Raw genomic sequence first — 20,177 nt, forward strand, 5'->3', positions numbered from 1 at the left:
CTGTCAGTATTTTATCCTCTTTTCCGACCCCTGCAAACCGGCTATATGGCGGGTTCCCAAGGGTGCGGGGGAAAGGGGTCGGGCCAAATGCGGCGTGTCCTTCCTGCGCCAGTGCAAGAAATAAATCTTGCCAGAGTCCCTAGGGTGTCGATACAATGCGGGCTCTTGTTTCCGCAACGAAGGGGAAAAGTACCATGAAGTCCATTCTCAAGCTGAGCCCGGTTTTCGCCGTTGCTGGCGTTCTGGCTCTCGCCGCTTGCTCGCCGGAAAAGGCTGAAGAAGCTCCCGCCGAAGAAGCCACCACCGAAGCTCCTGCTGAAGAAGCCATGGAAGCTCCGGCCGCTGAAGGCGCCGAAGCTGGCATGGAAGCCGGTATGGAAGCTGGCGCCGAAGCCGGTGCTGAAGCTGGTGCCGCTGCTGGTGCCGAAGCTGCTGCTCCGGCCGATGCTGCCGCTGCTCCGGCTGAAGAAAAGAAGTAAGCTTCGGCTTCGCTTCGCCTGAACAAGGCAAAGTCTAGAAAAGCGCCCGGTAGCCCATGCGGCTGCCGGGCGTTTTCTGTTTCCGGGGTCGGAAGGACGGAACCGCGAGCCTGCTTGTGAAAGCACAAGTGTCATAATTCCTTCACCATCGTTTACGCTCGGTTAGGCTATGGCCGCTATCGTGCGCGCGGGTGCACCTCGTGCCGTCTACCCCCCAGGATGGCCCAGAGGACAGAGCTTGAGGGTTGCTGGAGGCCATTATGGCAGCGTTGACAGGCAAGCGGGCTGCTCATGGCCAGTCGGCGGCAGACCGGCGCTATGCGATCCGCATCAACGTCAATATAGAAGCTGAGCTGGTCGATCAGGGGCGTCGTCCTTGCACGGTTCTGCTGACCAACCTGTCGATCACGGGTTGCCGCTTCGAAACCGATCATCCCCTGCGCATGCCCGCGCCCGTCACCCTGGCGATCGACGGCGTCGATCCCATCGAGGGAGAGATCGTCTGGGCCGAGGGCAATACCGTTGGCTGCCACTTTCTAGAGCCGCTGAGCCCGACCATCTGCAACCGAATCATCCGTACACTGCGCGATCGGCAGGAGCGCGCCTAACCGCCCAGCAATCGCGCGAAATGCCGGTGCAACTCATCGGCATTGCGCTGCCAGGTGAAATGGCTGACGGTCTTGCGAACCAGATGCGGATCGGGTTTCAGCGCAATCATTTCGGCCATGGCCTGCGCCAGCGCAGCAGGTTCGGGCTCCGTGATCCGGCCTGCCATCGGGTCGGTCAGCAGCTCGCCCGCACCCCCGGCATCACAGATCACGATGGGGGTGCCGCAAGCCAGCGATTCAACCCAGGCATTGGCCAGCCCTTCGGATTTCGACGGCAGCACCATGACATCGGCGGCTGCCAGCCAGCGCGGCAGGTCGTCATGCTGCAGGGCGCCTGCCAGGATCACCCGGTCGGCGACACCCAGCCTGGCAGCAAGCTGACGATAGGCCCGCTCTTCCTCGCCGGTCCCTGCCAGCACCAGAGTGGCGCCGGGCAGGGTCGTCAGCGCCTCGATCGCCAGATGCTGCCGCTTGCGCGCGATCAGCGCGCCGACGGTGATGATCATCGGCCCTGTTATGCCCAGTTCGGCACGCAGCGCCGTTCCATCCTGCGGCGCGAAACGCTGTTGATCGCATCCGGTATAATGGACCATGATCCTGTCGGCAGGCATGCCCAGCGCGATCATGTCCTGCTTCATCGCGGCAGAGACGGCAAGCAGGCCCGCAGCGTCGCGCCCCGCTGTCTGCACCGCCGTGCGGGTTCTGGAATCATGACCCCAGTGATGGATATCCGCTCCGCGCGCCTTGACCGAATAGGGGAGGCCGAGCCGCCGTGCGATTTCGCGGGCAGCCGGGCCATCGGGATAGAAGAATTCCGCGTCGATCAGGTCGAAGCGTCGCTCGCGATTCAGACGGTCGATCAATGGCCAGATCGCACGCACCATCAGTTGCGGTTGCAGATGTGCACCGATGCCGGGAATGTGAGGAAAACGGGGACGATGGACATCAACCCCGCGCCAGTGTTCGTGCCGGGGCAAGGCTGCGATGGCACGGTAGCGCGGATGACGAGACAAGGGCCAGGGCGGGACAGCCTGGGGACTGACCACGACAATCTCAACATCATCGCGATCAGCCAGCGCTGCGGTCTGGCGTTCGACGAAAATGCCGAAATTCGGGCGTGCGGCGTTGGGAAACAGCGTGGCTAGGGTCAGGATGCGCATGGAAACGCGCTTCTACAGCGGACGAATTAACGTTTCCGCCACAGCCAGCCACGGAGGATCGTTGACGACCTGCTGACGCGAACCTGCGCCGGGCGGCAGGATCTGCATCCTTCCGCCTTCGCGCGCAATCAGCCGCCCGAAGACGAAGCGTCCGGCAGGGCGGGGGACCAGCACGTCGCGGTTGAGCGCGCTGGCAAGGTCCGGCTGCTCGACCCGGCGCATCCAGATCGTGTCGCCACTGCGATAATCGCCGATGCCCCCCGTGACGCGCAGGGCGATGAGATTGTCTGCCGGGGCAGGCGGAAGCGCACGCTCGGTCCGTGTCGGTGCGCGGGTTCCCTCTGCGGAAAGCAGCGCAGCGACTGGCACATCGCTGGCGGCCGATCTGCTGACCAGTGCGCTGCTCTCCACATCGAGGGCAGCAGCAATGCGGTTCAGCCAGGCGAGCGACAGGGTGCGCGTTCCGGTTTCCAGTCGTCCGATGGTCTGCGCGGTTGTCGGCGGATCGCAGCGCTGGGCCACCTCTTCGAGCGTGAGATTGCGGGCGCGCCGTACGTCGCGGATACGGTTGATCATGAGCGGATTGCCTAACCTATATGGATAAATATCTTTCCTACATTCCAACCGCTATGGCAAGTGCTTCTTCCCGCAGGCATCAAAGGGTATCGGCATGGCAGACAGGCAGAACACGGGGCACGTCCGGGCGCAGGCAAACAGGCTGCTGGCCGAACGCATGATCGAGGGCGAGACGGTCGGGCGCAGGGTGGGTGAGGGCGAGCGGCCAGCGCGTTCGGTCACGGTCAATCTGGCGGAATCACCTTTGGGTTGGCTGCTGGCGCGCGGGTTGATCGGCGAGCGGCAGTTCGAGGCGGGAGAGAGGATTCGCAGCGACTGGGAGCGCGCGAATCTTGCGCCATCGATCACCATGCGCTGGGATGCGGCCCCGCGCAGCGGCGTTCGAAGGGGAAGCGACGATCATCTGGAGCCCGGCGAACGTCAGATGGCCGCGCGCAAGCGGTTCGATTCGGCAATGGCAGCGCTGGGTCGCGATCTCAACGACATCGCGTGGCGGGTGATCTGCTCGGGCGAGGCCATGCCGGTGGCGGAAAAGGCTTTGGGCTGGCCGGTACGCTCCGGGCGGCTGGTGTTGCGGCTGGCGCTCGACCGGTTGGCGGATTTCTATCGCCTGCCAGGGTAAAGCGCTGCAACCGTCAACCCATCGCCTCGACCTGTTCGGCCAGTTCCAGCCAGCGCATTTCCGCAGCATCCTTCTCCTCGCGCGCCTTCTCGATCGCGTTGGTCAGCGCCGCGAATTTTGCGGGATCGCGGGCATAGAGATCGGGGTCGGACAAGGCCGCCTCGTCGCGCGCGATCGCGGCCTCGATCGCCTCGATCCGCTCGGGCAGCGTATCGTAGTCACGCTGGTCCTTGTAGCTGAGCTTGGCGCGCTGCGGCTTAGGTGGCGGTGGTGGGGCGGAGGCGGCGGCAGCAGCCGCTGCGGCCTTGGACGCACCGGACTTCACCCAATTGGCCATGCGCTGCTTGCGCTGCTTTTCCCAGTCGGCATAGCCGCCCGCGACGACATCGACCGTACCTGATCCATCGAGCCCCAATGTCACCGTCACCGTGCGGTCGAGAAAGTCGCGGTCATGGCTGACGATCAGCACGGTGCCGTCATAATCGGAGATCACCTCCTGCAGCAGGTCGAGCGTCTCGAGGTCGAGATCATTGGTCGGCTCGTCGAGCACCAGCAGGTTGGACGCGCGGGCAAATTCGCGCGCCAGCAGCAGGCGTGAGCGTTCGCCACCCGAAAGCGTGCCGATGCGCGCCTCGACCAGCCCGGGATCGAACAGGAACTCCTTGAGATAGCCCTGGATGTGCTTGCGGACGCCGCGCACGTCAATCCAGTCACCGCCCTCGGCGAGCACGTCGCGCACGCGCTTTTCGGGCTGCATCAGCTTGCGTTGCTGGTCGATGATCACGCCGTCGAGCGTCTTGGCGAGCGTGATCGTGCCGCTATCGGGCTCGAGCTCGCCGGTCAGCAGGCGGATCAGCGTGGTCTTGCCCGCGCCGTTGGAGCCCACGATGCCGATCCGGTCACCGCGCTGCACGCGCAAGGAAAAGTCCTTGATGATCGTGCGCTTGGCCTCGCCCTCGCCGAAGCTCTTGAACACGCGGTCGGCGACGATCACCGACTTGGTCTTGCTGTTGTCGCTCACCGCTTCCAGCTTGGCTGTACCCTGCGGCCCCAGCATCGAGGCCCGCTGCGCGCGCATCTCCCACAGCTTGGCGAGACGGCCCTGGTTGCGCTTGCGCCGCGCGGTGACGCCGCGTTCGAGCCAGTGTGCCTCGATCTTCAGCTTGGCATCCAGCTTGTCGGCGGCGCGCGCCTCTTCGGCATAGACCTGCTCCATCCACGCCTCATAGCCGCCGAAGCCGATCTCCTGCCGCCGCAGATTGCCCCGGTCGAGCCACAGGGTCTGGCGGGTCAGCCGCTCGAGGAATGTGCGGTCGTGGCTGATGACGACGAATGCGCCGTTGAACCGCCCCAGCCAGCTTTCGAGCCAATCGATCGCGGCCAGATCGAGATGGTTGGTCGGCTCGTCGAGCAGCAGCACGTCGGGCTCGCTGGCCAGCGCGCGGCAGATCGCAGCGCGGCGACGCTCGCCGCCGCTGGCAGTGGCGGCATCGCGCGACAGGTCGATGCCGATCTGGTCGGCGATCGCGGCGACCTCGTGCGCGGGCGGGGCATCGTCGCCAGCGAGGGCCCAGTCGTTCAGCGTCGCATAGCCCTTGAAGTCCGGGTCCTGCGCCAGCATCACCACGCGTATGCCAGGCTGTACGGTCCGGCGTCCGCGATCGGCCTCGATCTCGCCTGCAATCAGCCGCAGCATGGTCGTCTTGCCCGCGCCGTTGCGCCCGATCAGCGCCAGCCGGTCGCGCGGGCCGATATGCAGGTTGATATCGCGGAACAGCCAGCCGGTGCCCTGGACAAGGCCAAGGTCTTCGTACGAAAGGACGGGGGGAGTGGACATGCCCGCCACTTAGGCGGGGCCGGGGCAGGGCGCAATCCCCGCGCTGGGCATCTTATCCGGCTTGACCCATGGCCCGCGCCGGGCGCAAGACGCTGGACAAAGCAGCCAGAAAGGGTCGGCCATGCGCACGGTTTATTTGAACGGCCAGTTCGTTGCGGAAGATGCCGCGCAGGTTTCGATCTTTGATCGCGGGCTGCTGTTTGCAGACGCAGTGTACGAAGTGTGCTCGGTCATCGATGGCCGGATCATCGATTATGCCGCGCACATGATGCGGCTCGAGCGATCGCTCGCCGAAATGACGATCGACTATGATTGCAGCGCCGCCGACTGGCCGGGCATTCTTGCCACGCTGATCGAGCGCAATGGGCTGACCGAGGGCACCATCTACATGCAGATCAGTCGGGGCGCGGCGGACCGCGATTTCCTGTTTCCGGCTCCAGGCACGCCCGCGACGGTGTTCGCCTTTACCCAGGCGCGATCTCTGGTCGCCAATCCGATGGCGGAGCGCGGCATGCGCATCATCACCCGGCCCGACCGGCGCTGGGGAAGGCGTGACATCAAGACGGTGCAGCTCCTCTATGCCAGCATGATGAAGATGGAGGCCAGGGCTGCGGGTGTCGACGACGTCTGGCTCGTCGAAGGCGATGTCATCACAGAGGGCAGCTCGCAGAATGCGTGCATCATCACGCCGCAGGGCCATCTCGTGACGCGCGACCTGGGCCACCACATCCTGCCCGGCGTCACGCGGCTGAGCCTGATCGATATCGCCCGGGAAAGCGGCATCACGGTCGAGGAACGCCCCTTCACCATTGCCGAAGCGCAGGGCGCGGCCGAAGCCTTCGTCACGTCCGCCTCGATGTTCGTGATGCCGGTGGTCGAGATCGACGGGCTCAGCGTCGGCGATGGCCGTCCGGGCGTCGAGACGATGGCGTTGCGCAAGGCCTATATCGACCACGCCCGCGCACAGGGTTGAGCGTTTGCATTCCTGTCGGGCGCCTGATCCTGTCGTTCAGCCTGCGGCAAAGCGTTTCGTTTCATAGCCGGGCCGTTCTCCGGCGCAAGCCGGAGTCCAGGGGCAAGCCTCAACTGCAACCGCCTCTGGGTTCCGGCGTTCGCCGGAACACGATGAACATTTGGAGACATGACCCATGACCACCCCGCTTGTCCGCGCTCTTCCTCTGGCGATCCTCGCCGCTGCGGCGACCCCCGCCACGGCGGCTGTCGAGATCACCCCCAGCGCCGGTGCCCCGGTCGTGGAACTCAGCGTCACCGAAACCGTGCTCGGCGCGCCGGATACCGCGACCTTCAGCACCGGCGTGACCAGCAAGGCGCCGACCGCCTCTGCGGCGCTGCGCCAGAATTCGGCGGACATGGACAAGGTCATCAAGCAGATCGTGGCATTGGGCATCAAGCGCGAGGACATTCAGACCTCGGGGATCAACCTCAACATGGACTATGACTATGGCACCGATGGCCGCCAGCCGCGTTTCATCGGCTATCAGGTGACCAATACCGTGACAGTCAAGGTGCGCCAGGTCGATCGGCTGGGCGCGATCCTCGATTCGGTCGTCTCGCAGGGCGCGAACAACATCTCCGGCCCGTTCTTCAGCATCGACGATGACAGCGCGGCGCAGGCCGAAGCGCGCGACAAGGCGATGAAGCGCGCGCAGATGCAGGCGATGGATTATGCCCGGCGCATCGGCTTTACCGGGGTGCAGGTGCTCGCGGTTTCCGAAGCAACGTACAATGCCTCGCCCTTTGCCGGCGACATGAAAATGGCTCCGCGCGGCGTGGTGATGGCAGAAGCCGCGCCGCCGGTCGAGGGCGGCCAAGTGGGAACGAGCGTCACCGTCAACGTCACCTACCAGATGACGCGCTGACGATTTTCGCTCCGGTTCAACCCGTCACCCCCGCGAACGCGGGAATGACGGGGAAGGGCGCGCTGGAGGCTGCGAAGCTCTGGCCAAAGGCTGCACAAGGCGTTAGCGGGGTATTCAGCGGTTATTCAATGAAACCGGACTAGATACGCATCATGAACCTGCTTTCCTCAACCCTGTCCGCACTCGCCATGGCTGCGCTGGTCACTAGCGCGCCTCAGGCCGATGCGCTTGATGGCAAGCGCCGGGGCGAGCAGAGCGAGGCGCGCGAGCAGTTCATGGCGGGGCAGGTGAAGTCGCTGCGCGAGATCGAGGGGCGTATCCTTCCCCGGATGCGCGGCATGCAGTATCTCGGCCCCGAATATGATGCCGGATCGCAAGTTTATCGGCTGAAGTTCCTCGATAATGGCCGTGTCATCTTTGTCGATGTCGATGCCCGTACCGGCGCCATCCTGCGTCAGGCAGGCTGATCCCTCACCCGGCGTCCTGTCTTGTAACCCTTGTTCATTTCCCCGATATGGGGAGCTTTCCATGATGGGCAGCGTCCGCCGCCCGGCATTGCACCCGTTTTCCAGGAGTTGCCCATGCGCATTCTGATCGTCGAGGATGAACCCACCCTTGGCAAGCAGCTCAAGTCCACGCTCGAGGCGACCGGCTATGCCGTCGACCTGTCCACGGACGGCGAGGATGGCCATTTCATGGGCTCGACCGAAGATTATGACGCGGTGATCCTCGATCTGGGCCTGCCCGAGATCGACGGGCTCACGGTGCTCGGAATGTGGCGCAAGGAAGGCCGCACCTTCCCGGTGCTGGTGCTGACCGCGCGCGACAGCTGGTCGGACAAGGTCGCCGGTTTGGACGCAGGCGCGGACGATTACCTCGCCAAGCCCTTCCAGACCGAAGAACTGATCGCCCGGCTGCGTGCGCTGATCCGCCGCGCCTCGGGCAATGCCTCGAGCGAGCTGACCGCAGGCGATGTCCGGCTCGACACGCGATCGGGCAAGGTGTCGCTGAACGGCGAGCCGGTGAAGCTGACAGCGCAGGAATACAAGCTGCTGTCATATCTGCTCCACCACAAGGGCAAGGTGATCAGCCGGACCGAGCTGATCGAGCATATCTACGACCAGGATTTCGACCGCGATTCCAATACGATCGAGGTATTCGTCACCCGTATTCGAAAGAAGCTGGGCCCCGATGTGATCACCACGATCCGCGGTCTGGGCTATAGCCTTGAAGACCCTGCCGAGCGTGCCGGCAACTGACGCCGTTCAGCCGGGCGTGGAAGGCAAGGCCACTGCGTCCGCGCCGCTGCCCAATACAGGGTCGCTCAGCCGCCGCATGATCGGCATCGCGGCGGCATGGATCTTCGTGCTGCTGCTGAGTGGCGGCCTCGCGCTCGACCGCATTCTCACCAACACCATCACCACCAGTTTCGACGACCAGCTGGAATATGTGCTGACCGCGATGATCTCCTCGGCAGAGATCGGGCCGGACGGTGAGGTGTTCTTCAACCGTCCGCTCGGCGACCAGCGCTTTCTGGAGCCCAATAGCGGGCTGTACTGGCAGATCAGCGGGGCTGGCCATGCCGATTTCACCTCTCGCTCGCTCTGGGATCGTGCGCTGAAGATCGAGACCCAGCACAGCGATGCGCAGCCGCACATCTATGACAGCGACCAGTTTTCCGATCACGAACTGCGCATCATCGAACAGTCGATCTATCTGCCCGGGTCCAAGGTGCGCTGGCGCTTCATGGTGGCGCAGTCGCGCGAGGAAATGGACCTCCAGCTGCGCGAGCTGCGCCAGACGCTCGGGTACAGCTTTGCGCTGTTGGCGCTCGGGCTGATCATCATGGCCGGGCTGCAGACGCTGTACGGGCTGTGGCCGCTGCGCAAGGTACGCGAGGCGATCCAGGCGATGCGGACGGGCCGCATGGACCGGGTGCGCGATCCGATGCCGATCGAGGTGATGCCGATGGTCGAGGAATTGAACGCCCTGCTCGAGCATAACGAGAAGCAGGCCGAAGAGGCGCGGCGGCATGCGGGCAATCTGGCGCATGCGCTCAAGACGCCGCTCACCGTCGTCATGAACAGCGCCACCGCGCGCGCCGATGATCTGGCCGATACCGTGATCCGCGAGGCGGCGGTGATGCGGCGGCAGGTTGACCATCATCTCGCCCGCGCCCGCGCCGTCGGACGGCGCGGCCAGGCGCTCGCCCGCGCGAACGTGTGGGAAAGCGCGCAGGCAGTCGAGCGCGCGGTGGTGCGACTCTACCCGCATGTCCGCTGCGATCTCGATGGCAGCAAGAGCGCCGAGGTCGCGATCGAGCGCCAGGATCTGGAAGAAATGCTCGGCAATCTGGTCGAGAATGCTGGCAAATATGGCGGCGGCAGCGTGTTCGTCACCATCGATCCCAAGGGCGCGGCGGACCCTAAACTGGTCGATATCTGGATCGAGGATGACGGCACCGGCATTCCCGAAAGGGAGCGCGAGCGCATTTTCGATCGCGGCGCGCGGCTCGATACCGGAAAGCCGGGCACGGGCCTGGGTCTCGCCATCGTCCGCGATGTCGCGGAGATTTACGGCGGCAAGGTCGAACTGGATGAAAGCGAGGATCTGGGTGGGCTGCTGGTGCGGCTGCGCCTCCCGCGCGCAGCCTAGATTTCTGTTGTCGCATGATTTTTTGACAAAAACCGGTTCCCACTTTTTGTCATCATGCTTCAGCTGTAGGTCGCCCCCGCAAAATACAGCCCGTCCGGCGGGGCGTTATAGCCCAAAGCGGCGCGGTCGCGGGCTTCCAGCGCCGCCTTCAAGTCGTCGCCCGACCATTTGCCGCGCCCGACCAGCACCAGGCAGCCGACCATCGACCGCACCTGATGGTGCAGGAATGAGCGTGCGGCGGCGTGAATGTCGATCTCGTCGCCGTCGCGTATCACGTCGAGCCGATCGAGTGTCTTGACCGGGCTCGCCGCCTGGCAGTGGACCGAACGGAAGGTGGTGAAATCGTGATGGCCGACCAGATGCTGCGCGGCCTCGTGCATTGCGGGCACATCGAGCGGCGCGGACACCTGCCACGCCTTGCCGCGCTCCAATGTCAGCGGCGCGCGGCGGTTGGTGATGCGGTAGATGTACGAGCGCCCGGTGCAGCTGAACCGTGCGTGCCAGTCATCGGGCACGATCTCGCAGGCGAGCACCGCGATGGGCTGGGGGCGGAGCTTTGCGTTCAACGCCTCCATCAGCCGGAAGGGATCGAACGGCTTTTCGATATCGACATGCGCGCGCATCGCCAGGGCATGGACGCCGGCATCGGTGCGCCCGGCGGCGTGCATCACCGCCGCCTCACCGGTGATCGCCTGCACCGCCTCCTCGACATGCTGCTGCACGCTGGGGCCATGCGCCTGGCGCTGCAGCCCCATGAACGGGCCGCCGTCGAACTCCAGCGTCAGGGCAAAGCGGGTCATGCGATGACCATTCCCGCTGCGACCGGAAAGCCGCGCAGAAAGTCGTCCAGCGGCATGGCAGGGCGGCCTGCGCGCTGGATAACGCTGGGGCGGATCGCACCCTCGGCACAGGCGATGGTCAGCCTGTCGTCGAGAATGGTGCCGGGCTTTCCGCTGCTCTTCACGATGTCCGCTGCATGCACCCGCAGCCGCTCACTATCGAGCTCGAAAAACGCGCCTGGCATCGGATTGAACGCGCGCACCTGGCGCTCGACCTGTTCGGCGCTCTGCGAGACATCGAGCCGCGCCTCGGCCTTGTCGATCTTCGCCGCATAGGTCACGCCGTCCTCCGGCTGGACGACAGGCGGATAAGCAGCCAGATCGCCCAGCACCTGCACCATCAGCCGCGCGCCCATTTCGGCGATCTCTTCAGTGAGCGCACCGGCGGTCTTGCCCGCAACCGGCGTTTCGCCCTTGAGCAGCATCGGCCCGGTATCGAGCCCAGCTTCCATCTGCATGATCGTCACGCCCGTTACTGCATCATCCGCCAGAATCGCGCGCTGTACCGGCGCGGCACCGCGCCAGCGCGGGAGCAGCGATCCGTGAACGTTGAGACAGCCATGACGCGGCGCATCGAGCACCGCACGCGGCAGGATCAGGCCATAAGCGGCGACGACGCAGGCATCGAGGTCGAGCGCGGCAAAGGCCGCCTTCTCGTCTTCGCCCCTGAGCGAGACCGGCGTGCGCACTTCCAGCCCAAGCTGCTCGGCCAGCTGATGCACGGGCGAGGGGGTCAGCTTCTTGCCACGATGCGCCGGGCGGGGCGGCTGGCTGTACACGGCCGCAAGCTCGTGCCCGGCCTCGACCAGCGCGCGCAGGGCTGGCACGGCAAAATCGGGAGTTCCCATGAAGGCGAGGCGCATGACGGACTTTTCTTTTGCAGGGGGCGATGCGGCTCCGTAAAGCTCAGGCCATGGCATCGCAAGAGATTGAGGACCTGGCCGCCGCGCTCGCCCGTCTGCCGGGCCTCGGCCCGCGTTCGGCGCGCCGCGCCGTTCTGTACCTGCTCAAGAAGCGCGAGAGCGCGTTCACCCCGCTGGTCGAGGCGATGGAGCGGGTGCGCGCGAACCTTTCCACCTGTGACATCTGCGGCAATGTCGATACGCAGAACCCGTGCGGCATCTGTACCGATCCGCGACGCGACCCGCGCAGCCTGTGCGTGGTGGAAGAGGTGTCAGACCTCTGGGCGCTCGATCGCTCGCGGCTGTTCGTCGGGCGTTATCATGTGCTGGGTGGTCGGCTGTCCGCGCTCGACGGCATCGGTCCCGAGGATCTGGGCGTGGCCTCGCTCATTGCGCGGGTGGCGGAAGGGGGTATCGACGAGGTGGTGCTGGCGATGAACGCCACCTTGGAGGGGCAGACGACCGCGCATTATCTTGCCGAGCGGCTGGAGGGCTATCCGGTGCGGCTGACCCAGCTCGCCCAGGGGCTGCCGATGGGCGGGGAGCTGGATTATCTCGACGAAGGAACCTTGGCTCAGGCGCTCAGGGCGCGAAAGCCGGTCATCTAGGCCTGTCTGGACGGCTGTCGCAGTCTCTCGCCGATCTTTCCGGCGACTGGCTCAGACCAGGCCCAGCCGGGCCAGCTCGCCCAGCATTTCGGCAGGCATGGCATCGGCCTCGTCCATCCCTTCGCCCAGATCGCGCGGCGCATCCGCCTCTTCCAGATAGCGCCAGCCCTGATGGGCGCGGCGGGGAATCGACTGGACCGCGACCAGCCTGGGTTCGATGCGGATCCAGATGCGGCCCTGGCCATTGTCCATGAAGCCGATCAGCGGGCTGCGGCCGACAATGGCGCGGTTGTGAATCCAGTAGAGCGAGCCGCCGACCATTTCCTCGTGCCGTTTGGGCAGATAGCGCGTCGTCAGCCGCGCTTCGCCGAGCGGCGCATGACTTTCCAGCCACTGACGCAGCGAGCCCGCGCTGGTCGCGCCGAACGCGATCTTGGTCATGCTCAAGGGCATCAGAGTGATACCAGTCCGCTGGCGACGGCGAGGCCGAGAAACGCCAGAAAGCCCATCGAATCAGTGGTCATAGTGACGAAGATCGAACTTGCCACGGCAGGGTCCTGATCGAATTTCTCCAGAACCACCGGAATAACCACACCCGCAAGCCCGGCGAGAAGGATGTTGGTCTGCATCGCCGCCGCGATCACCAGTCCCAGATGGATATCATGGAACCACAGGGCCGTCGCCGTCCCAGCGATCAGCGCAATCGTCGCTCCGTTCATCAGCGCGATGCGCATTTCGCGCAGGATCGCGCGGCGGGTGTTTGATTCGGTCAGCTGGTTGGTGGCGAGCGCGCGCACCGTCACCGCCAGCGTCTGCGTACCCGCATTGCCGCCGACACCTGCGACGATCGGCATCAGCACCGCCAATGCCACCATCTGCTCGATCGCACCGCCGAAAAAGCCGATGACGCTCGATGCAACCAGCGCGGTGCCGAGATTCGCGATCAGCCAGCGCACGCGCGTCTTGTACGTCTCGCGGATCGGCTCGTTGATGTCGCCGTCGCCCGCACCCGACAGGCGGAAAATGTCCTCGCCAGCCTCTTCCTGAACGATATGGATGATGTCATCGACCGTGATCTGGCCCACCAGCCGGCCCGCGCCATCGACCACGGCGGCGGAAATCAGGGCGTACTTCTGGAAGCGCAGCGCGACTTCTTCCTGATCCATGTCGGTCGGAATCAGCGTCTGGTCGCGCTTCATCACATCGGTTAGCGCGATATGCCGCGGGGTCCGCAGGATCCAGCTCAACTGGCAGGTGCCGACCGGACGATGCTGCGGATCGACGATGAAGATTTCCCAGAATTCGGTGGTCAGATCGGCATGTTCACGCAGATAATCGATCAGCTGGCCGACATTCATGTGCTCCGGCACCGCGACCAGATCGCGCTGCATCAGACGGCCGGCCGATTCCTCGGGGAAGGAGAGCGCATCGACGATCGCCGCGCGATCCGCCGGTTCCAGTTCGGCGAGGACCGCGCGCTGGTCCTCCTCCTCCATCTCCTCGATGATCGCGACGGCATCGTCGGTCTCGAGCTGGCCCGCCAGTTCTGCCACCTGCGCGGCGGGCAGCGCATCGATCACGTCATCGCGGACATAATCGTTGAGCTCGGTGAGCACATCGGCGCCGAGCAGGTCGGTGATTGCGCGGGCAAGGGGGCCGCGATAGTCGCGCTCGACCAGCTCGAAAAGGTCGGCAATGTCGGCGGGATGGAGCGGCTCGACGAGATCGTAGGCCGCCTCGTCATCGCCCGCGTCGAGTGCTTCGCAGACCTGATCGACGAAACCTGGCAGCAGGCGGTTGTCTTCGTCGAGACTGGTGCTCTGATCCGCAGCTTCGAGGACATCCGGCTCGTGGAGCGGCGCGTCGGTCGGGTCGGTCATGGCCTGCTCCTTGATTGCGGGGTGGATGGGGAACGCGCGGGGACGCCGCAACGCTCCGCGTGTTTGGCCGTTCGCACCTGCAAAAGCAATCCCGATCCGGCGCGTCGGCCAAGGGGTGACATTCATGCCGGTCCCGCTATATCGGCGGCAGGATTTTCTCCGGCCAAGAAGGACATACCATGACCGCCGAAACGCTTACCTTTCATATCCAGGATGGCGGCGACATCGTCATCAAGCTGCGCCCCGATCTTGCCCCCAACCATGTCGAGCGGATTGTCGAACTGGCGCAGGAAGGCTTTTATGACGGCGTGAAGTTCCACCGCGTGATCGCCGGCTTCATGGCGCAGGGCGGCTGCCCCAATGGCACCGGCACCGGCGGCTCAAAGAAGCCCGACCTGAAACAGGAGTTCAACGACGAGCCGCATGTCGAGGGCGTGTGCTCGATGGCGCGCACGATGGACCCGAACAGCGCCAACAGCCAGTTCTTCATCTGCCTTGACGACGCGCGTTTCCTGGATCGCCAGTACACCGTCTGGGGCCAGGTGATCGAAGGCATGGAGCATGTCCACGCGTTGCCCAAGGGCGAACCGCCCGCCAAGCCCGGCGTGATCGCCTCGGCGACGGTGGCTTGAGCGTAGCCTGACCCGCTAGCCTGTTCCCCTCCCTATTAGGGAGGGGCATAGGTTGCTGCATCAAGCGACAATCAGATATTAGCTTCCACCAGCCAGTCGTGGAACAAGCGTACGGCGCGTGTTTCTAGCGCGCGGGGCTTGCAGACGAACCAGTAGCTGTAAGGGCTTTCGACTCGGACATCGAACAGCTTGGCAAGCCGCGGATCACCCGATCGCGTCAGATGATCGTCGTGCATGATCGCGATGCCCAGACCTTGCGCAGCCGCCTCGAGCATCAGTGGACCGCTGTCGATATGATCGATCGACTGCGGGTGCAGGTCAGCAAGACCCAGTGCCTGTTTCCATGCATCGAACGAATGTGCCATCTCGTTATGCACCAGGATCGTCTGGCGGTTGAGCGTTGCGAGATCGGGACGGGGGCCGATGCTCTCGGCGAGTTCGCGCGAGGCGATGGCGTAGACATAATTGCGATCCAGCCGCACTGAATGGAGGGCGGGGTCGGGATGTTCGGCCAGGATGATCGCGGCGTCAAGCGTATCGCCCAGCCGCGCTTCGGCATGGCCTGACGTGTCCACGTCGATATGCAGCATGGGGTATAGCCGTCGCAGTTCGCCCAGGCGCGGTACGAGACGCTGGCTGCCGAAAAGGGGAAGCATTCCCAGCCGGAGCCGGAGAACGCGGCTGTCATCCATATGCGCGGCAACCGCATCGGCCAGCGCGTCGATGGCCGGCGCCACGCTGGCATACAGCGCCTCGCCGGCCTCGTTGAGTTTCAGCTGCTGGTTGTGGCGCTTGAACAGCTTCTTGCCGACAAAGTCCTCAAGCCCGCCGATGCGCCGCGACAGCGCGGAGGGGGAAAGCGCAAGCTCGCTTGCCGCGGCCTTGGCAGAGCCCAGCCGCGCGACGCGCAAAAAGGCTTCAAGGGATCGCAGGGGAGGAAGACGTCGCATGGCCATGTGGCAACCATTATTGCAGTGCAGCGGGAATGTGCAATTGCAAATCGCGACAAACTACGGTTTTCCGGGACCAGGGTTGCGTTCTTTGCAACTCAAATCAATCATTTCGCACTTGCACAAAAACGGCATGTGACCCATATTGATCATGCCTTTCAGGCATCCTCTCCTAAAAACTTTATCGGGTCAGCCTTCGGGCTGGCCCTTTTTTTGTCCGGATGGCCTGTGGCGGCGGCTCTAACCCATACGGCAGGGGATAGCAAACCCTTTGAATCCCGGGCTATTTTCGCAATCGGACAGCAAATGAATTGCAAAGGATTGCGGCGTCCATGGGTAAGCGGTGTCATCCGCAGTGATTCGTCAGTTCGCAAAAAAAATCGAATCGCCGTTCACTGATCACATGGTGAGGGTGCGCGTACCGGGATGATGCTTGTCGAGATGCTTGCGGATGATCTTCAGGTTGCGCGAGTTCGACCGCCAGAAAAAGTCGAACGCATCGCCAACCAGCGGCACCGCGCCGATCAGGCTGTCAAAGCCGACATTCGCTGCCATGCGCGCCAGCTGGAACTTTGACATGCCAAGATTGCGTGCTTCCCACACGATATAGAGGCCCATGGCACCTGTGATGACGTCACCCAGGACGGGAACGAGGCCAAGCACGAAATCCAGCCCCACCTTGCGGTTGACGCCGGGCAGGGTGAAGCTGCGCTCAAGCATCATTTCGAGCATCTCGACACGCTGGCGAACAGCTTGAGGATCGCTTGACAGGGCCGGCATGGCTGCCCGCAGCTGGTCCAATTGTTCAGGCCGGATCGACTTCATGTTGCACTCCCAAGCCCCTTGCTTCCCTTATCTGGGAATGACGACCATGTCCGGCAAGGCGTGCCAGCCATCGGCCGTGATCGCAAAGCCCGGCACGTTGCCCTTGACCAGCGAAAAGCGGATCGGTGTTCCCAGCGGAATGAAGATGTTGGCTGAGGTCAGAGCAACTTCTGCTTCGGCCATCTTGGCCATCCGTACTTGCGGGTCCACAGCGCGGCGTGCCTGAGCCAGCAGCACATCGCCTTCCTCGTTGCATAGCGGTCGCACCGCGCAGGCCAGCTGGTTGAGGAACCAACCGGGCTGCCGGTAATGCGCAACCTCGTCGATCAGCACCAGGTCTGCCCTTGCATCCGGAGCGACCATCCTGGCACGCAGCCCGATCGTCGCAAGATCACGCTGGATGCGCCCGAAGACCAGACGGCTGCCCGGACCCTGCGGCATGGCAATGCGCAATTCCGGCAGCGTCTCGTGTTCCTGTCGCCAGCGCACAATCCGACCGCGCGCGAGTTCGCGCCGGGCTTCGATCGTCAGGTCGGTCCAGCGGTCGCCGATCAGCGGCTGATAGCGTTCCAGACCCAGCGGCACGATCCGCGCAGTCACCTGCCATTGACCGATACCCAACGGGGTCATCAGCGCCTCGCGGTCGATCGCCAGTGCAATCGCCTCGCGATTGGCGGGTTCTCCGAGAAAGCCTTTGCCGTTGACCACCAGCAGCCCGAACAGCCCGATGACCGGATCGGCGCGCACGTCATTGTCGGAAATGCCCGCTGCGCTGAGATAGGGCAGATGCTCGAACCGTCCACCCAGAACCATGGCGCTTTCGCCAAGCGAAAAGCGCGCGATTGCCCTGGCTGCGCGTTCGGTGCGAACCTCGAGCGGACGAACCCGCCGCCGCGAATCCTCGCCCATCGAATCGTCGACCCGTTCGGTCAGCAGGGTCCAGTACTGCTGGCGATCGGCCGCCAGCGGTCCGGTACCGCTGCCATTGCGCCGGATGCCCAGTTCCGGCAGCGCCAGGATGCGGAGCAATTCGGGCTGCGGCGCAAGCAGGCGGATTTCGATGACCCGGCCTGTCATCGAACGGATATCCCGTACTTCGGCCGTATCGGCACCGATCGCAGTTTTCGCCTCGATCTGCAGGCGGCGCTTCAAGGCTGCGGCGACATGCTCCGATGTGACCGGGTCGCCATTTTCCCAGCGGGCATTGCGCAGCCGGAAGATATAGCTCAGCCCGTCATCGGTCACGATCCAGCGTTCGGCAAGGCCGGGGACGATGTTGCCCAGCGCGTCGAGCCGGACCAGGCCCTGGGAGGTGGCCGCACGCAGATAGGCCGAGCCGGGCTGGAGCACGGCCGCGTCCAGATTGTTACGGCTGGCGGGGTCAATGATCGAGATGTCAAGCGGCGAACTGTCCGATCCGCTGCATGCCGCAAGTGCGCATATGGTTGCGGCTGCCAGGCCCGATACCGCTCGTTTCCATGCGCCGATCATGGCCTGCCTCATCTGGTTCACCTGCCCGCCGCCGCGATAGCAGGCGCTGTGCTCAGCGACAACGCCGCGAGCGGGCGTATGTTGCCGCGATCGCCGATCCGGTGGCAATCCTGTCGGCGGGAAACGCGTCCTGCCTTCTGGAGTGAAAGGTGGAGGGGCGCCGTGCAGACGGTCCGGCGTTGCCCGCTGCCGCATTTCACGGAACGGTTTGCGCGTGTCGCGCGTCATTGCAGCACTCAAATCACAAGGAAAAACATGATGCTGAACAGGAAGAACCTGTCGCTGGGCGCTGTGCTGATGGCGGCGACCGTGGTCAGCGGTTGTGCCGGATCCGGCTATCGCGATGGCGGATTTGCGTCCTATCGCCAGTATGACTGGAACCGGCCCGATCCGTCTTATGGCGGCTATGACGCGGGCCGATACTATCGCGACGACCGCCGCTATCGCGAGCGCAGGCTCGGCCGCAACGATCGCATCTATCGCGGGCAGGACGGGCGGTATTACTGCCGGCGTCTCGATGGCACCACGGGGCTGATCGTCGGCGGTATCGCTGGTGGTGTGCTGGGCAATATCATCGCCCCGGGCGATTCGCGGACCCTGGGCACGATCCTTGGTGCGGCCGGTGGCGCTGTCGCCGGACGTGCGATCGACCGGAACGGTGCGCGCTGCCGCTAAAAGCAACAGGCGCCCCGGAGCAATCCGGGACGCCTGTTGCCTTGTTGCCGTGATGACAGCTTAGTAGCTGTAATACATATCGAATTCGACCGGGCTGGGGGTCGTTTCCCAGCGGATCACATCGTCCCACTTCAGTTCGATATAGGCTTCGATCTGGTCCTTGAGGAACACGTCGCCCTTGAGCAGGAAGTCGTGATCGGCGGCCAGCGCGTCAAGCGCTTCGCGAAGCGAACCGCACACGGTCGGCACTTCCTTCAGTTCTTCGGGCGGCAGATCGTACAGGTTCTTGTCCATCGCCTCGCCGGGATGGATCTTGTTCTGGATGCCGTCGAGGCCCGCCATCAGCAGCGCCGAATAGCACAGATACGGGTTGGCCATCGCGTCGGGGAAGCGGAATTCTACGCGCTTGGCCTTTTCGCCGGTGCCATAGGGGATGCGGCACGAGGCCGAACGGTTGCGGCTCGAATAGGCGAGCAGCACCGGCGCTTCGAAGCCCGGCACCAGACGCTTGTAGCTGTTGGTGGTCGGGTTGGTGAAGGCGTTCAGCGCCTTGGCGTGCTTGATGACGCCGCCGATGAAATACAGGCACATTTCCGAAAGGCCCGCATAGCCGTTGCCCGCGAACAGCGGCTTGCCTTCCTTCCAGATCGAGATGTGCGTGTGCATGCCCGAACCGTTGTCGTTCTTGATCGGCTTGGGCATGAAGGTCGCGGTCTTGCCATAGGCCTGGGCGACCATGTGCACGACGTACTTGTAGATCTGCATGCGGTCGGCGGTCTGGGTCAGCGTGCCGAAGGTCAAACCCAGTTCGTGCTGCGCTGCCGCCACCTCATGGTGGTGCTTGTCGCAGGGCAGGCCCATTTCCAGCATGGTGCTGACCATTTCTGCGCGCACGTCGGTCATGCTGTCGACGGGAGCAACGGGGAAATAGCCGCCCTTGGCACGCGGACGGTGGCCCAGGTTGCCGCTGTCATAGCTGCGACCGGTGTTGGTCGGCAATTCGATATCGTCGATCGCGAACATCGAACCGTTATAGCCGTCCGAGAAGCGCACATCGTCGAACATGAAGAATTCGGCTTCGGGGCCGACATAGACGGTGTCGCCGATGCCGGTGGACTTCAGATACGCCTCGGCGCGCTTGGCGGTGCTGCGCGGGTCGCGGGCATAGAGCTCGCCGGTGCCAGGTTCCACGATGTCGCAGAACAGGATCAGCATCGGATCGGCCGAGAACGGATCGATATAGGCGGCGTCAAGGTCCGGACGCAGGATCATGTCGGACTCGTTGATCGCCTTCCAGCCCTCGATCGACGAGCCGTCGAACATCAGGCCGTCTTCGAGTTCGTCTTCGCCGATGACGCCAGCGCACATCGTCAGGTGCTGCCATTTGCCCTTGGGATCAGTGAAGCGGACATCGACCCACTCGATCTCGTTTTCCTTGATCATTGCCAGAATATCTGCGGCGGTTTTTGCCATTGGTGCTTTCCCTTTTCTTCTCAATCGCGATCCGGGCCGGGCGGCCCCCCTCGGGTGGAACTGATGCTTGTTGTTGCGGCCTTGC

General features: G+C 64.1%; 23 protein-coding genes. 12 read left to right on the forward strand and 11 right to left on the reverse strand.

All coding sequences use genetic code 11. From position 1 onward, the window contains the following. The first annotated feature begins 155 nt into the window (after positions 1 to 155). Together C7451_RS01495 and C7451_RS01500 are read left to right on the forward strand one after the other, a co-directional pair. Positions 156 to 479, forward strand: a complete 324-nt coding sequence (locus C7451_RS01495) for a hypothetical protein (RefSeq protein WP_208625114.1) — start codon at positions 156 to 158, stop codon at positions 477 to 479. A 260-nt stretch (positions 480 to 739) separates the two neighbouring features. Next, on the forward strand, positions 740 to 1,087 hold the full coding sequence (locus tag C7451_RS01500; protein ID WP_110297198.1) for a PilZ domain-containing protein: 348 nt from the start codon (positions 740 to 742) through the stop codon (positions 1,085 to 1,087). Here C7451_RS01500 and C7451_RS01505 read toward each other — a convergent pair. Together C7451_RS01505 and C7451_RS01510 are read right to left on the reverse strand one after the other, a co-directional pair. Next, positions 1,084 to 2,247 carry a glycosyltransferase gene (locus C7451_RS01505; protein WP_110297199.1) on the reverse strand — a complete coding sequence of 388 codons (1,164 nt, stop codon included), beginning with the start codon at positions 2,245 to 2,247 and terminating at the stop codon, positions 1,084 to 1,086. The genes C7451_RS01500 and C7451_RS01505 overlap by 4 nt on opposite strands. Before the next feature lie 12 nt (positions 2,248 to 2,259). Continuing rightward, positions 2,260 to 2,823 (reverse strand): helix-turn-helix domain-containing protein, encoded by a 564-nt coding sequence (locus C7451_RS01510; RefSeq protein ID WP_110297200.1) that lies wholly within the window; start codon positions 2,821 to 2,823, stop codon positions 2,260 to 2,262. Positions 2,824 to 2,917: 94 nt separating this feature from the next. Between C7451_RS01510 and C7451_RS01515 the strand changes: the two genes are divergently transcribed. Next, the gene (locus C7451_RS01515; RefSeq protein ID WP_208625115.1) at positions 2,918 to 3,445 is read left to right on the forward strand and encodes a DUF6456 domain-containing protein; all 528 of its coding nucleotides are present in this window, start codon (positions 2,918 to 2,920) and stop codon (positions 3,443 to 3,445) included. A gap of 13 nt (positions 3,446 to 3,458) precedes the next feature. Here the strand turns inward: C7451_RS01515 and C7451_RS01520 are convergent, their stop codons facing one another. Then, positions 3,459 to 5,282 carry an ABC-F family ATP-binding cassette domain-containing protein gene (locus tag C7451_RS01520; RefSeq protein WP_110297201.1) on the reverse strand — a complete coding sequence of 608 codons (1,824 nt, stop codon included), beginning with the start codon at positions 5,280 to 5,282 and terminating at the stop codon, positions 3,459 to 3,461. A gap of 121 nt (positions 5,283 to 5,403) precedes the next feature. On the opposite strand from C7451_RS01520, the gene C7451_RS01525 reads away from it, so the two are divergent. The 5 genes from C7451_RS01525 to C7451_RS01545 all read left to right on the forward strand — a co-directional run bounded on the left by C7451_RS01525 (position 5,404) and on the right by C7451_RS01545 (position 9,817). Beyond that, the gene (locus C7451_RS01525; protein ID WP_110297202.1) at positions 5,404 to 6,255 is read left to right on the forward strand and encodes a D-amino-acid transaminase; all 852 of its coding nucleotides are present in this window, start codon (positions 5,404 to 5,406) and stop codon (positions 6,253 to 6,255) included. A 175-nt stretch (positions 6,256 to 6,430) separates the two neighbouring features. Then, positions 6,431 to 7,162, forward strand: coding sequence for an SIMPL domain-containing protein (locus C7451_RS01530; protein ID WP_110297203.1), 732 nt, complete (start codon positions 6,431 to 6,433; stop codon positions 7,160 to 7,162). A 152-nt stretch (positions 7,163 to 7,314) separates the two neighbouring features. Continuing rightward, positions 7,315 to 7,629 (forward strand): PepSY domain-containing protein, encoded by a 315-nt coding sequence (locus tag C7451_RS01535; RefSeq protein ID WP_110297204.1) that lies wholly within the window; start codon positions 7,315 to 7,317, stop codon positions 7,627 to 7,629. Between the two features lie 114 nt (positions 7,630 to 7,743). Further along, the gene (locus C7451_RS01540) at positions 7,744 to 8,421 is read left to right on the forward strand and encodes a response regulator transcription factor (protein ID WP_110297205.1); all 678 of its coding nucleotides are present in this window, start codon (positions 7,744 to 7,746) and stop codon (positions 8,419 to 8,421) included. A 76-nt stretch (positions 8,422 to 8,497) separates the two neighbouring features. Continuing rightward, a complete protein-coding gene (locus C7451_RS01545; protein ID WP_110297421.1) occupies positions 8,498 to 9,817 on the forward strand; it encodes a sensor histidine kinase in 1,320 nt (439 codons plus the stop codon). Positions 9,818 to 9,876: 59 nt separating this feature from the next. Here the strand turns inward: C7451_RS01545 and truA are convergent, their stop codons facing one another. Further along, positions 9,877 to 10,617 (reverse strand): tRNA pseudouridine(38-40) synthase TruA, encoded by a 741-nt coding sequence (truA, locus tag C7451_RS01550; protein WP_110297206.1) that lies wholly within the window; start codon positions 10,615 to 10,617, stop codon positions 9,877 to 9,879. After that, positions 10,614 to 11,519 (reverse strand): methionyl-tRNA formyltransferase, encoded by a 906-nt coding sequence (gene fmt / locus C7451_RS01555; RefSeq protein WP_110297207.1) that lies wholly within the window; start codon positions 11,517 to 11,519, stop codon positions 10,614 to 10,616. Before fmt ends, truA begins: the two co-directional genes overlap by 4 nt. A gap of 50 nt (positions 11,520 to 11,569) precedes the next feature. Between fmt and recR the strand changes: the two genes are divergently transcribed. Beyond that, the gene (gene recR / locus C7451_RS01560) at positions 11,570 to 12,166 is read left to right on the forward strand and encodes a recombination mediator RecR (protein ID WP_110297208.1); all 597 of its coding nucleotides are present in this window, start codon (positions 11,570 to 11,572) and stop codon (positions 12,164 to 12,166) included. Positions 12,167 to 12,217: 51 nt separating this feature from the next. On the opposite strand, the gene C7451_RS01565 is transcribed toward recR, so the two are convergent. After that, a complete protein-coding gene (locus C7451_RS01565) occupies positions 12,218 to 12,619 on the reverse strand; it encodes a DUF1489 family protein (protein WP_110297209.1) in 402 nt (133 codons plus the stop codon). Continuing rightward, a complete protein-coding gene (gene mgtE, locus C7451_RS01570) occupies positions 12,619 to 14,046 on the reverse strand; it encodes a magnesium transporter (RefSeq protein WP_110297422.1) in 1,428 nt (475 codons plus the stop codon). Before mgtE ends, C7451_RS01565 begins: the two co-directional genes overlap by 1 nt. 179 nt (positions 14,047 to 14,225) lie before the next feature. On the opposite strand from mgtE, the gene C7451_RS01575 reads away from it, so the two are divergent. Further along, the gene (locus C7451_RS01575; RefSeq protein WP_023837821.1) at positions 14,226 to 14,678 is read left to right on the forward strand and encodes a peptidylprolyl isomerase; all 453 of its coding nucleotides are present in this window, start codon (positions 14,226 to 14,228) and stop codon (positions 14,676 to 14,678) included. Between the two features lie 71 nt (positions 14,679 to 14,749). On the opposite strand, the gene C7451_RS01580 is transcribed toward C7451_RS01575, so the two are convergent. Next, positions 14,750 to 15,634: a LysR substrate-binding domain-containing protein gene (locus C7451_RS01580; RefSeq protein WP_110297210.1), complete on the reverse strand. Its 885-nt coding sequence runs from the start codon at positions 15,632 to 15,634 to the stop codon at positions 14,750 to 14,752. Between C7451_RS01580 and C7451_RS19705 the strand changes: the two genes are divergently transcribed. After that, positions 15,635 to 16,027 carry a hypothetical protein gene (locus C7451_RS19705; RefSeq protein WP_146215268.1) on the forward strand — a complete coding sequence of 131 codons (393 nt, stop codon included), beginning with the start codon at positions 15,635 to 15,637 and terminating at the stop codon, positions 16,025 to 16,027. Here the strand turns inward: C7451_RS19705 and C7451_RS01585 are convergent, their stop codons facing one another. Together C7451_RS01585 and C7451_RS01590 are read right to left on the reverse strand one after the other, a co-directional pair. Further along, positions 16,028 to 16,408, reverse strand: a complete 381-nt coding sequence (locus C7451_RS01585) for a DUF4112 domain-containing protein (RefSeq protein ID WP_244181481.1) — start codon at positions 16,406 to 16,408, stop codon at positions 16,028 to 16,030. Positions 16,409 to 16,480: 72 nt separating this feature from the next. Continuing rightward, positions 16,481 to 17,956 (reverse strand): ABC transporter substrate-binding protein, encoded by a 1,476-nt coding sequence (locus tag C7451_RS01590; protein ID WP_167398391.1) that lies wholly within the window; start codon positions 17,954 to 17,956, stop codon positions 16,481 to 16,483. Between the two features lie 243 nt (positions 17,957 to 18,199). On the opposite strand from C7451_RS01590, the gene C7451_RS01595 reads away from it, so the two are divergent. Next, a complete protein-coding gene (locus tag C7451_RS01595; RefSeq protein WP_110297213.1) occupies positions 18,200 to 18,619 on the forward strand; it encodes a glycine zipper 2TM domain-containing protein in 420 nt (139 codons plus the stop codon). Between the two features lie 60 nt (positions 18,620 to 18,679). On the opposite strand, the gene glnA is transcribed toward C7451_RS01595, so the two are convergent. Continuing rightward, complete coding sequence (gene glnA / locus C7451_RS01600; RefSeq protein WP_110297214.1) at positions 18,680 to 20,092, reverse strand: type I glutamate--ammonia ligase; 1,413 nt, start codon at positions 20,090 to 20,092, stop codon at positions 18,680 to 18,682. Positions 20,093 to 20,177: the final 85 nt, after the last annotated feature.

It is taken from the genome of Blastomonas natatoria, from assembly GCF_003201955.1.
In the GTDB taxonomy this organism is placed as follows: Bacteria; Pseudomonadota; Alphaproteobacteria; order Sphingomonadales; family Sphingomonadaceae; genus Blastomonas; species Blastomonas natatoria.